Source organism: Chryseobacterium candidae (assembly GCF_004916905.1).
Classification (GTDB): Bacteria; Bacteroidota; Bacteroidia; order Flavobacteriales; family Weeksellaceae; genus Chryseobacterium; species Chryseobacterium candidae.
Genome location: NZ_SDLV01000017.1, coordinates 19,024 through 31,866, shown reverse-complemented (window position 1 = coordinate 31,866; position 12,843 = coordinate 19,024). Strand labels below are relative to the sequence as shown.

The 12,843-nt window shown below is 32.0% G+C and carries 12 protein-coding genes and 1 pseudogene; 9 read left to right on the top strand and 4 right to left on the bottom strand.

What is annotated here, in order from left to right; all coding sequences use genetic code 11:
* Position 1 precedes the first annotated feature (1 nt).
* From EK417_RS09375 to EK417_RS09350, 6 genes are all read left to right on the top strand, one after another.
* A complete protein-coding gene (locus EK417_RS09375; protein ID WP_136522025.1) occupies positions 2 to 223 on the top strand; it encodes a hypothetical protein in 222 nt (73 codons plus the stop codon).
* Between the two features lie 127 nt (positions 224 to 350).
* The gene (locus tag EK417_RS09370) at positions 351 to 1,823 is read left to right on the top strand and encodes a hypothetical protein (RefSeq protein WP_136522024.1); all 1,473 of its coding nucleotides are present in this window, start codon (positions 351 to 353) and stop codon (positions 1,821 to 1,823) included.
* 57 nt (positions 1,824 to 1,880) lie between these two features.
* Complete coding sequence (locus EK417_RS21315) at positions 1,881 to 3,044, top strand: RHS repeat domain-containing protein (RefSeq protein ID WP_181446075.1); 1,164 nt, start codon at positions 1,881 to 1,883, stop codon at positions 3,042 to 3,044.
* 13 nt (positions 3,045 to 3,057) lie between these two features.
* On the top strand, positions 3,058 to 3,492 hold the full coding sequence (locus tag EK417_RS09360; protein ID WP_136522023.1) for a hypothetical protein: 435 nt from the start codon (positions 3,058 to 3,060) through the stop codon (positions 3,490 to 3,492).
* Positions 3,493 to 3,501: 9 nt separating this feature from the next.
* Positions 3,502 to 4,560, top strand: coding sequence for a hypothetical protein (locus EK417_RS09355; protein ID WP_136522022.1), 1,059 nt, complete (start codon positions 3,502 to 3,504; stop codon positions 4,558 to 4,560).
* A 94-nt stretch (positions 4,561 to 4,654) separates the two neighbouring features.
* Positions 4,655 to 6,646, top strand: a complete 1,992-nt coding sequence (locus EK417_RS09350; RefSeq protein WP_136522021.1) for a hypothetical protein — start codon at positions 4,655 to 4,657, stop codon at positions 6,644 to 6,646.
* Positions 6,647 to 6,738: 92 nt separating this feature from the next.
* Here EK417_RS09350 and EK417_RS09345 read toward each other — a convergent pair whose 3' ends face one another.
* Entirely contained in the window at positions 6,739 to 7,665 is a 927-nt protein-coding gene (locus EK417_RS09345) for a hypothetical protein (protein WP_136522020.1), read from the bottom strand.
* Positions 7,655 to 7,780, bottom strand: a complete 126-nt coding sequence (locus tag EK417_RS21535) for a hypothetical protein (RefSeq protein ID WP_262709819.1) — start codon at positions 7,778 to 7,780, stop codon at positions 7,655 to 7,657. Before EK417_RS21535 ends, EK417_RS09345 begins: the two co-directional genes overlap by 11 nt.
* 127 nt (positions 7,781 to 7,907) lie before the next feature.
* On the opposite strand from EK417_RS21535, the pseudogene EK417_RS09340 reads away from it, so the two are divergent.
* Positions 7,908 to 8,606 (top strand): annotated as a pseudogene (locus tag EK417_RS09340) (YifB family Mg chelatase-like AAA ATPase); the annotation flags it as partial.
* A gap of 300 nt (positions 8,607 to 8,906) precedes the next feature.
* On the opposite strand, the gene EK417_RS09335 reads toward EK417_RS09340, so the two are convergent.
* The gene (locus EK417_RS09335) at positions 8,907 to 10,133 is read right to left on the bottom strand and encodes a spondin domain-containing protein (RefSeq protein WP_110368453.1); all 1,227 of its coding nucleotides are present in this window, start codon (positions 10,131 to 10,133) and stop codon (positions 8,907 to 8,909) included.
* 498 nt (positions 10,134 to 10,631) lie between these two features.
* On the opposite strand from EK417_RS09335, the gene EK417_RS09330 reads away from it, so the two are divergent.
* Positions 10,632 to 11,033, top strand: coding sequence for a GNAT family N-acetyltransferase (locus tag EK417_RS09330; RefSeq protein ID WP_228402570.1), 402 nt, complete (start codon positions 10,632 to 10,634; stop codon positions 11,031 to 11,033).
* A 7-nt stretch (positions 11,034 to 11,040) separates the two neighbouring features.
* Here EK417_RS09330 and EK417_RS09325 read toward each other — a convergent pair whose 3' ends face one another.
* Positions 11,041 to 11,898 carry a LysR family transcriptional regulator gene (locus EK417_RS09325; protein WP_136522019.1) on the bottom strand — a complete coding sequence of 286 codons (858 nt, stop codon included), beginning with the start codon at positions 11,896 to 11,898 and terminating at the stop codon, positions 11,041 to 11,043.
* A gap of 68 nt (positions 11,899 to 11,966) precedes the next feature.
* Between EK417_RS09325 and EK417_RS09320 the strand changes: the two genes are divergently transcribed.
* The gene (locus EK417_RS09320; RefSeq protein WP_136522018.1) at positions 11,967 to 12,839 is read left to right on the top strand and encodes a DMT family transporter; all 873 of its coding nucleotides are present in this window, start codon (positions 11,967 to 11,969) and stop codon (positions 12,837 to 12,839) included.
* Positions 12,840 to 12,843: the final 4 nt, after the last annotated feature.

Sequence of the window (12,843 nt, the reverse complement as noted above, 5' to 3'; positions counted from 1 at the left end):
TATGAAAAATCACAAAATCCATTTAAAACAAAATGACAGTCTGTTTCCTACTGACAAGGAAATTCGGATAGCACTCCGAAAGTTAGGATTAAAAGATGTTGCATTCTCAATACTAAAGACAATCGAGTTTGCTGAACTGTCTGAAAGAAATTTAAAAACTGTCATTACGAGCAAACCTCAAAATCCATTAGAGGAATTATTAAAAAATCAGATTTTAAAATAAAACACGTCAAGTTTTGACGTGACCCCTAAGTACATTTGTCAAAAATGTAAACAGATTGCTATTTTCACCCTTCATTGAAAATTTGTAAATTGCAGGAAACACAAATCAAGTCAAAAAATTAATATTCATGATGAAAAAACTACAAGTTTTTCCCTTATTCTGTTTAGGTATTGTGAGTTTCGGTCAAATCCCGAACTTTCCTACTCCACAAGCAAGTGGTTTGGGTAATTATTCCAGTAATAATTATGGCAGTCCGACAAATGGCAGAAGTTCCCAAAGAAATTATGCCCCTTCAATGTCGAGTGCATATCAAAAATCCTCAAACTCAATCGGGCAACATAATACCTATGAAACGCAAAGAAGATCACAAAATGATGCTTTTTTGCGTGAGATAGATAAGGATATGGCAGAAGTTAAGGAAATGCAATTCCGTGAATGGATAAACAATGGCAGGAATATACCTTATGATTTGCCTTCACTTTCAGGAAAAGCAGGAACTGGGTCATATTATGATGCCTTTGATAAACTTTCTGCAATGGATTCCGACAATTACTCATTAGCTGATGTCAATTTCACTGTTGAGAATGCTTTTTATGATAACAAGCAGAATTTACAACAATTTAAATCAGGAATACAAAGAACAGCAAAACAACTGTTGCAGAAAATGAAAGAACGGAAACAGGACACAGAAAGTAATGTTTCCAAAAACCTGATGATTTTCGAGTATTTCTCTAAGGATATGAAATTGAACGGCACAACTCACAAAGCCTTTGAATATGATTTTAAGGACTATATGGGGCAAAAAGACTATTCCAAAATGTTTGTTTCCAAACTCCTTAAAACAGGCTCGGGACAATGCCATTCCATGCCTCTGTACTATCTGATATTGGCAGAAGCAATGGGAACAGAAGCCTATTTGTCTTTAGCTCCTAATCATTCCTATGTCCGTTTTATGGATGATGAAGGAACCATGAGAAATATGGAACTTACCAATGGGATGTTTCCTACTGATAATGCGTTTTTGGAATCAGGATATATCAAATCAGAGGCCTTGCAAAATAAAATTTATTTGGAAAACCTTACCAAAAAGGAATTGTTGGGAATGGCTTATTTTGATTTGGCGAGAGGATATGTAAGCAAGTTTGGGTATGATGAATTTGTAAACAAAGTTATTGACAAAGCATTGGAGCTTTACCCGAACGGAATAGCACCGAACATGGAAAAGGCAAATATCAGTCAGGTAAGATTTGCCTATGTGATGAAGCAATTAGGTATTAATCCCGAAGACAAAAGAGATTTACAGAGAATCGGCTATTTTCCAAAGGCAATTGAACAGCTAAATCAAACCAACGAACAGTTTAACAATATTGATAATTTAGGATATGCCGAAATGCCTGCATCAGCTTATGAATCATGGCTCGGAAGTCTGAAAACAGAAAAGAACAAACGGGAAAGTGAAGCACTCGCAGAAAAAATGCGATTGTATCAACTTCAAAAACAAAAGGAGAAACAGGAACAAGAAGCTGTCAAAAAAGCACAGGAAAAGAAAAAGCAGGAACAAAAACCGAGATATATTCCGATTGATCCGAGTAAATTATAACACAAATGATTGATTATAAAAAATTAATAAATAACTTTAACAAGTAACCAAATGACTATGAAAAAAATATTAGTGATTGCTTTTGTAGTAATAACAGGCTTTATACAGTCACAGGTCAAGAAAAAAACTCAAATTACACAAAATCCCAAAACAGAAAAGAAATGGGTAAATCCTGTCAAGCTGACAAAAGAAGAACGAAGCCGTCCGTATATGGATGAGGTACTAAAGACAAAAGATTCATTGACACCACAGGAAGCAGAAAGACGTAGAAAGAATATTGCTATTGGGAATCCTTTTGCAAAGTATGGAGTTTATCCAAAGATTGCTACACTCAGCAAAGGGAAATATCTGGAATTTCACGATACGGACAGTATTGTGGTTATAGGCTCTGTCCGATACAATACTAAAAGAGGAAATATTATTGAAGTAAGGGAAGTGGATTTATCTGATCCTGATGCACAGCCTATTGGTGATACTCACGGACGTTGGATGTCTCCCGATCCTTTAAGTGAAGAATTTTCAAGTTGGTCACCTTACCATTATGCGTACAATAACCCTATTAATGCAATAGATCCAGACGGAAGAGAATCTAAATGGATACCTACCATAGAATTTGATAAAAATAAAAGTGGTCAATTAACAGGAGGACATTTGGCTTTACAAATGGAAAAGGGGGATACTGCCGAAACACTTGCTAAAACATTGAATATAGACCAGAAACAAGCTGATAAGTTATTTGCTGGTATGCAAAAAAGTGGAGAAACATCTATTGATGTTCCTGAGAGTATTGCTGCTCCCATCAATGCTGCAATCACAGATGCTATTATGAACTCTGGAGATTATAATGGAAGTTGGTTATCTGATAAAAATTATAATTGTTTTGCTTGTGCTTTTAGAAATGCAAGTGGTGAAGGTTTAAAAGATGACCATTTTTCTTATGAATTATCTCCAACCGAATTTCAAAGTTTTTTAAAAGCGGGTTTTGACAAGGCTGATAAGAAAATTTTTGGTAAAACAGTAATTACCTTCAACGGAAACGGTAAGGATAGTGAGGAAGGTTTAAATCATGCTGCTACCTATCTTGGTACTTCTAAAAATGGGACAGAATATACATTTTCAAAAAATGGTTTATTTGTCAATCCTAAAATAGAACAAACATCTGCTCTGAAAAAGCAATACGGACAAAGTGTAGGCTATTGGAATAAAACTAAAACTAAATAACATCACTTGCGTTATGAAAATTTTTAAATTTATCAGGTATTTATTTATTATATTACTTTTTTTACAGTTTATTGCCCATAGCTATGTAAATATATCTATTGATAAATTTTTTATTGATATTACTAATATAATGGCAATTATTTTAATCATTTCTTTGCTAATAGAAAAAAGTATTTTTTCTGTAATACTGTTGTTATATGCTGTAGCAATATGTATTTTAAATTTTTCTCCAATGTTTTTGTCAGAGAAAATGGCTGAAAAAATATATTATGACATATTTTTAGGGCTAGAATTATCATCCTATATCCGTATTAATGTTGTTAATAAATATTGGATTGTCAATCCTATTATGAATCTTTCTTTTTATTTGGCTGGATATATTATTTTTTTGGAAATCCCTTTTCGACTTTATAAGAGAAAACTTTTCCCATTTAATAAAAAATCTTAATTCTGTATCATGCATAAAATAATATTAATCAGTATTTTTTTTATCGGGATTTTTTCAAAAGCTCAAGACAACCAATTCTATTCTGATGCTTACCAAACCATAGATAATATGCTTAATGATAAGCAGAAATATAGTTTCAAAGAAGGGGTTTTTGCTGTTGAAAATGCTTACTATCAGGGGAAATATGATACAGTTGAGTTAAACAATAAGATTAAGTTCTTAAAACATTTCTGTAATCTTTTGTTGAAAAATAGAAAACTAACTTATACTGATAAGGATGAAGCCAAAGTAAATAAATATGCAGCTATTTATACAGTAATGTGTGAAGCAACCCCAGTAATTATGAAGAATGATACCTTAAAATATAAACCATTCGCTTATGATTTTGTGGACGTATTCGGACATACAGAACTGTCTAATCTGTTTGTATCAAAATTATTAAATACACAAAAAGGTAATTGTAACTCAATGCCATACCTTTACAAGATTTTGGCAGAAGAATTGGGAGTAGATGCCAATTTGGCACTTGCACCGAACCACGTTTACATCAAGCATAACATTAAATCTATTGGATGGTACAATACAGAACTTACAAGTGGTATTTTTCCAATTGATGCGTGGTTATCTGCCTCTGGATTCATTCATTTGGATGCCATTAAAAATGGTGTATTTATGAAAGCCTTAAATAATAAAGAAAGTCTTGCTCTGCTATTGGTTGATTTAGCTAATGCATATAATAGAAATTATCCAGGGAATGACGGAAGTTTTGCTTTAAAATGTGCTGAAAGAGCAATACAAATTTATCCTTATTTGGCAAATGCCCTATTGTTACAGGCAGAAACCCATACAAAGCAATTCCAAAAACTGATGAAAGAGCAGAATACAAAAGATATTCAGGCTACATTAAGTAATTCAAAGGCTAAAGAACTGTTTGATATAATGAATAAAGAATATACCCATATTCACAAAATAGGTTATCGCAGTATGCCAGAAGAAATGTATTTAGATTGGTTGGTATCTTTGAAAACCGAACGATCAAGATATGAAGATACAAGATTACATAACTAATAACTGTCAGGTTGTTTATAGAGAAAATATGTTTTAATTTCAGAACATCAATTTAGTATCTTTGAAACATCTGATTTAATAAAAAACTAATATTATGCAAATTGATATTGCTGGAAAAGTAAGAGAAAAAAAACTTGCTCATAATAATGTCCTACTGCCTTTATATGAGGCAATAGTTAATTCAATACATGCAATTGAAGATGCAAAATTAAGTGAGAAAGGGCTAATTGAAATTGATTTAATAAGGCTAAGTCAAGAAGAGTTCCCTTATGATGATTTACAAAAATTACCGCCTATTATTGATTTTCATATAAAGGATAATGGCATTGGATTTAATGAAGAAAATTATGATTCTTTCAATTTTGCTCACTCATCATATAAATTTGAAAAAAGAGGAGGAAAGGGAATAGGACGTATTACTTGGCTACGAGCTTTTGAAAAGGCAATAATTGAAAGTCAATTTAAAGAAGGGGAAGTATTTAAAAAGAGAACATTTAATTTTGTACCAACTAAAAAGGGAATTGAAAAGGAATCTTTAATTGAAATCGAAAGTAAAGAAGATTTTTGGTCAACAATTGTAATTTTAAAAAACTTAAAAGAAAATTACAGAAGATGGTGTAACAATAATTCCGAAGATATTGCATTTAAAATTATAGAACATTGTTTTTCATTTTTTTTAGATTCTAATTGTCCTACAATTGTTTTAAAAGATGTAAATAAACCTATTGTGGTAAATGATTATTTTTCAATGTATATAAATAAAGCAGTTGAAGGAAAACCATTTACTATTAATACAAACAAGTTTGATCTTGATATCGTTAAATTATATAACACAAAAACAGATAATAAAGTACATTTACTTGCACATAAAAGAGAAGTTATAAATTACCCGATTTCAGATACAATTCCTGAAATTCCTGATTATTTTGTTGATGAAATTGGACAAAAATTTTCAATAAGCATATATGTGTCTGGAGATTATTTTGACGAAAATGGGAGGGTGAATGAAGAAAGAACAGCAATTATTTTTGATAATGAAGAAAGTATGTTTGAAGAAGCTGTGACATTTCAAGACCTAAAAGATGGAGTAGCAGAAATCATTAGAGAACATTTCAAAGATCATTTGGTTGAGTTTTCCGAGAAAAAATTTAATAGGGTTAGAACCTTTGTTACTTCTCATCCAAGATATAGACATTTATTGAAATATAAGCCCAATGATATTCTCAAAATATCTAATTCAAATGATGATTCAAAACTTGAAGTAGAATTATTTAAAATTCAACAAAAACTTGAATTAGAGGTTTTAAATGAAACGAAAGTTGAGCTACAAGGTATTGAAAATAAAGAGGATAAAATGAATGATGGTTTGTATGAAAAAATTTTGGATGTTGGGAATGCTAAACTTTCAGAATATATTTTACATAGAAAACATATTTTGGATCTACTTGAACTAAATTTAAGAAAAAAAGAAAATAAATATTCTACTGAAGAAGTTATACATAACTTAATATTTCCACTTCGTAAAACCTCGGATGAAATTTCCCTTGATGAACACAATTTATGGGTGATTGATGATAAATTGTCTTTTCACGATTATTTAGCATCTGATAAGACCTTTAAATCAAATGAACGTACCGAATCAAAATCTACTAAGGAAACGGATTTATTAATTTTTAACAAGGCTCACTTGCTAACTGACGATGAAAAACCATATTCATCAATAATTATCGTGGAGTTTAAAAGACCAATGAGGAATGATTATACAGATAGTGAAAATCCAATAAACCAGATAAATACTTATGTTAGGGAAATTATTAATAATAAGGTATTGGATAAGGATGGAAGACCCTTTGATATTAAGGATAAAACGCCGATATATGCATATATAGTTTGTGACTTAACACCTAATATGAGAAAATTTGCGGAGGATCAAAACTTCACTGTTCTGCCTGATAATGATGGTTATTTTAATTACAATAGGAATTATTATTTATATGTAGAAATAATCAGTTTTGATAAATTGATAAGAGATTCTAAGAACAGAAATAAAGTCCTTTTTGAGAAACTTAACTTACCAACTGTCTAAATTGAATAAATCAATATATGTTTAACATTTAACATGATATATGAAGGGTTTTACTATCCATATCACTATAGTAAAACCCTTCATTTTTAGTTTTAATAACTTATAGATACAGGGTAAGATTTATTACAATCTTCAAATAACTGGTTAAATTTCTGAATAATCATATTTTTTATATATATAAATTTCTTATCCATTTTTTTATCTTCAATAAACTTCAACAATTTCTTTTTATGTCTACTTTTAGTAGATTCTGAAAAATCTTTTCTTTTCCAATATGAATATTCCAATTTATTGCCAAGATTTGCAATTTCTTCTTGAGAGAGTCCCTCAGTAAATCTATCATCAATAATAATAAGATCTTCAAATTTTTTCATAAAATCATTAAATAGCCCCAAGTTTTTATGAGGGTCGTATAAATCAAAAAAATTAATTATACCTAATTTTTTTAGCTCCTTAGTGTTATATTTCAATTCGATTCTTAATAGTTCATAATCTAACTTATTTTGTCTGCCTTTATCATAAATTTTAAAGATATGATTTCCTGATTTAAATTTTTTAAGCACAAAATTTTTGTTACCTTCAAAAACGTAATGAGGTTTAAAATTATATAATAAAACATTTTTTTCAATCAGATCCTTTACATTTATATCCACTGCAAGATTGAACCCAAATTCCAATGATGTAATTTTAGTATCTAAGAAATCATATTCAGGAAACTCATTTAATAATTCATCTAATGTTTGCACCAGATCACAATAAGAAAAATCATTATAATTATATTCTTTCCCTGAAGTAATTAAATTATGATATTTATGTATAGAATTTTCAATATAAGCACTTTGAGGGTTTATGACATACACTAATGATCCAATTTTTCCTTTAATCGGATAATAAGGGGCATCTGGGTTATCGTTTTTTAGATCCTCACTGTCAATAGTACAATTAAATTTTCTATTTTTCTTAATTAGACTTTCAAAATGTATTTTGTCTTTAAAATAAACTCTCAAATTATCCTGCATAGCTTCTTTTTTTAGGTTTAACAGAGAATAATTGTTGATTACTTTTCCAACCTTTATTTTTGAAATAAAATTGTTCCTCGTTTTTTAGCATTTCTTTGTTTTTCTTTGTCTTCATTTAGCAATTTTAGTGAGCGATTTTGGAATGACAAAAAATGTTAAAATTATTTTAATGCTTTTGATTTATTGTTCTGTTTCACAATAAGTTATGTGTTTATTAATATACCCCTACATTTAGTAAAACAACTGATGTTGCTCTCGTAGGAGGAGGAAGTTACCCGCAACCTGGAGAAATCTCTCTTGCTCATAACGGAGTTCTGTTTCTGGACGAAATGCCGGAATTTAAAAGAACAGTACTCGAAGTAATGAGACAGCCTTTGGAAGATCGTGAAGTAACGATTTCAAGAGCCCGGTTTACGGTCAACTATCCGGCAAGTTTTATGTTGGTTGCTTCTATGAACCCAAGCCCAAGCGGTTTTTTCCCCGATGATCCTAATAATACATCATCTGTTTACGAAATGCAACGGTACATGAGCAAACTCTCAGGGCCGCTTTTAGATAGAATAGACATCCATATCGAAGTGCAGAAAGTAGAATTTGAACAGCTTTCCGAAAAAAGAAAAGGAGAAAAAAGTAAAGAAATCAGAGACCGCGTTCTCAAAGCAAGAGATATTCAGAATAAAAGATATGAGAATCTCAATATCAGCAGTAATGCCCAAATAGGGCCTAAAGAAATTGAGGCATATTGTGAACTGGATGAAACTTCCTTCAGTCTCATCAAATTAGCTATGGAGAAACTTAATCTTTCGGCAAGAGCTTATGATAGAATCCTTAAAGTCGCCAGAACGATAGCGGATCTTGAAGGATCTGAAAATATCCTGTCTCATCATATTTCCGAAGCCATACAGTACAGAAGTTTAGACCGTGAGTTTTGGAATGGCTGATTTTGTTGTTATTTAGTTGATTTTAAAATAAATATAACGCTGTCTTTTATAAGTTTAACCAGGATAAACTGAGCAACCATGTAACGTGTAATTTAAATTATTATGTTAAATTTGATTGCCGGATTACTTAAAATATTAAATTATAAAAATCAAATTTTTAAATACAGAATAAAAATATATCCAAGTGCCGAAAAGTATATTTTATGCTTCTTCCTTCCTTTCGAATGTCATGAATATAAATAGTATTGAATAATTGAAAAAGGTCAAACAGTATTGTCTGACCTTTTCTTTATCTGAAGATTAATTAACAGTTACTTTAATCACATTCTGTACAGCAGGAACAGGATATTGGGTTCCCACTTTTGAAATAATCATATTTTCACTTTGTGGAGTTCCCCCAAACAAAGCCTGATGATTTCCAGCACCCGGATATTGATCAATACCCGTTCCGGAATCAAATAATGAAGTTTTCAAACTAAGATCTCCCGTGGTATTGGCATCAATATTTTGTTCATTGGCATAGAACCAGTCATTGGAAAAACCAAACATTGTTGCATAGGCAATTTTATCACCTGGCTCAGCATTAAAATTTGTTGTAACCTTACTTCCCGGAGCTACAGGAGCATTTCCGGCAATATATACCCCTTTTACATTAGGTAAAGATTTTAAACTGTTTTGAAGCTTGGCTGCATTTCCAAACTGTGCAATATCTTTCAGACCCATACCATTGTCTAATTTACCCAATTCGTAAATTGGATTTTTATCACCATGGTAAACAACTACCAGGGCAGGAGAAAGACCCGTCATAATTCCTGTATTGGCATTTAGTTTTGTCATCATTTTACTGATATTTCCCATTTGAGCAATATCTGTGATTTCCGGATTTGATAAAGCGTTCGGAGTAAAGAACGGAGCATTGTTTAGAAGCTGAGATCCATTATAATTGGAAACTGCCCATACACCGGGAGAAAAAGGAGTTTCATTGGCAGTTCCACCAGAGGTATTGGTAATAGTGAGGGTAAACTCTGATTTTACATCATTGTAAGCGAGGTTGAGTTTCATAAGCTGAGATGCATTGACACCAGAAACCTGCATAATTGGTTTGCTTTCTACCTGTCCTGTTGTATCATCTTTTGTACCGTTGTCCCATAATCGGACACTTGAAGAAACATCACCGGTAATAGCGTTTCCATTGTTGTCAAACAATTTGATACCCGGCTGTTGGGAGGCAAAAAACCAATCTTTTGAAGCTCCGTACATCGTTGCGAACATTAAAGCCTGTGCTTTTCCTGCACTGAATTTTACAGAAACAGATTGTCCCGGTAAAATAATGGGAGGAGTTCCTGTTCCCTGAAAACTTCCGCTTTCTACAAAATCTTTCGGAGTTACCACATTTTCAAAAGTAATGGTTCTTTGGAAAGAGGAATTCATCATCATGTCGTCATCCGAATCACGGCATGAAGAAAGAGTAAATGCGGCTACAGTTGCTGCTGCTAAAAATGATGTTCTGAAAATAAACCTGTTCATAAAAGTAATTTTTTTTATAGTTATAAATTGATATCTGTAACTATAGTCGGCTACTTTTTGAGATCCTGACAAAATAATATTTTCTTGATTCAATTTTTTTGTTGTACAGCTTTTAAGAGTGAAAAATAAGGGTGATTTATTTCCCTTTTTCCCATCCAGAATCGTCTGGATCATTTTTATTTTTTCTGTTTTCCATAGTTTCAGGTTTCTTAGCTTCTTCTATCCAGCGGATGTATTCCTTTGTGTGTAGCTCATTGCATCAAATAAATGTTTCTACACATCAAAAATAAAAAACTGCGAAAGCAAATTTCATGGTTTCAAAACAGATCAGATTTTTTAGAGGTATTTTCACCTCGTTTAATGCTAAAATCGAATTAGTTTATCAAAAAACAGCATTTTTCGGTATTACAAGTTGGGTTAATTTTGCCCCTATAATTTTTACCAGTCAGTAATATGGAAGTAAAGCATGTAATTAAATCTTTTCAAGAACTGAATTCTATGGAGCTATATCAAATATTGAAACTTAGAAATCAGGTCTTCATCGTTGAACAGAATTGTGTATATCAGGATATTGATAATAAAGATTTGGAGAGTTATCATCTCATGTGCATAGTTAATGGTGATATTGCGGGGTATACCAGACTTATTCCTCCGGGAGTTTCTTATGATGATGCATCCATTGGGAGAATTGTTATTGGATTGTCATACAGGAGATTGGGTCTGGGAAGAGCGTTGGTGCGAAAATCAATTGATGGCTGCGGAAAGTTTTTTACTAAATCCCCAATTCGTATCAGTGCACAAAGCTATCTGTGTGAATTTTATACATCATTAGGTTTTAAAAAAGAAGGAGATCTATACGAAGAAGATGGAATACTTCATATTGAGATGGTATGTCCTTAATTAAGGATTAGATCAGATTGAGTATATTTTTGAGAATCGGATTAGGATCATCGTTTCGCCAGTTGATATAAAGTGCGGTGACAAAAGGGAGTGGAATAAATCGTATTCCCACATATTGATGTAAGCTGTAGGAGTAGGGTAAAATCGAAATGCCCAAACCATTTTTTATAAGAGAAATCACTGTTGAGCCAAACTCGCATTGTATGGAAGAGTCTGGTTGCATATTATAAGACGTAATAATTTCTTTAACAATATCATTATAACTGCTATTATGATCTTGTGTTGTAAGAATTAATTTTTCTTTTTTCAGAGATTGTTCTGTTATATCCTCTAAAGATCTGAAAACATGATGGTCAGGAACTACAAATGAAAGGTTTTCATGATTAAGTTTCTTGTGGTTAATAGTAGGAGATGAGGTTAAATCCCGTGTAAACACAATATCAACCTTATAGTTTTTAAGGTATTCCTCTTCATTCTCTGTGGTCAACTGAAGTAATTCAACTTTAAGTTTAGGATAAAGATGAACTATTTTTTTAATGAATTCAGGAAGTACAGAAGAGGAGATGGAATCAGGGTAAGCTAATCTTATGGAACCACTTTCACCCAGATGAATCTGCTTAGCAAGCTGGTGTAAAGAATTTAAATGATTTAATTCTATTTCCCATTTTTCCTGTAAAAATTTTCCTGCAGGTGTTAATTTGACATTCCGCTTATCCCTGTAGAAAAGTTGTAATCCGAGCTCATTTTCCAAAGACTGGATTTGACGGCTCAGTGCAGACTGCGTGATGTGCATTTTTGAAGCTGTATTCCAAAAATGCAATTCTTTTGATAAGGCTAAGAAATATTTAAACTGATGTAAATCCATAAATCAAACAAATTTAATGATTTAAATGAATGAATCAACTCATTACATTTTATTAAAATTCTAATATTATGAGCAAAAAAAATACTTTTATACTTCTGCTGATTCTGGGCGTTGCGTTCTGGGGAATCTCATTTCCGGTTACTAAATTTTCAATCGGTAGTTTTTCGCAATCAACGTTTCTGTTTTATCGTTTTGCTGTAGCCGCCCTTGCTATAACATTAATATTCTTTAAAAACTTAAGAAGTATAAGTCTTTCATCTGTTAAAGCAGGGGTTACCTTAGCTCTTCCTCTGGCATTTGGTATTCATTTTCAAACGTTGGGGCTGGTAAAACATACCTCTGCCTCAGAGTGTTCATTTATAGCGGGGATGAGCGTTGTCCTTGTTCCGCTCTTGAAACTTGTATTGTACAAAACAAAAATAGATTTAAAAACTTGGCTGGCTGGGTTTGTAGCATTATCAGGACTGTTTGTAATTTCAATAACAAAAGAAATTACATTTAGTACAGCTAATCTCTATGTTTTAACCGGTACGCTGGGATTTGCCTTTTACTTAATTAAAGTGGAATATTTGGCCAGGGAAAGAAATATCGTGTCTTCACTTATTCCTATGTTTTGGACGGTTGCCTTTATAATGCTTGTCATTTCACTATTTGATAGTACAGCAAACTGGTTCCCAGTAAAAAATGAATTTTGGCTGGGTATCATTTATTGTGGTCTTTTTTCCACTGCCTACGTGTATTCTGTTTCCAATATCTCACAAAACTATATCAGTGCAGAGAAGGTAGCTTTAATCTATTTATTTGAACCCGTTTTTGCAGCCATCGCATCATTTTTTATTATGAATGAAGGCTTTTCCTTGCGATTGGTGGTAGGGGGCAGTCTCATTTTAGCAGCTACTGTACTATTGGAAATAAAATTCAGAAAAATCGATTTAGAATAGCCTG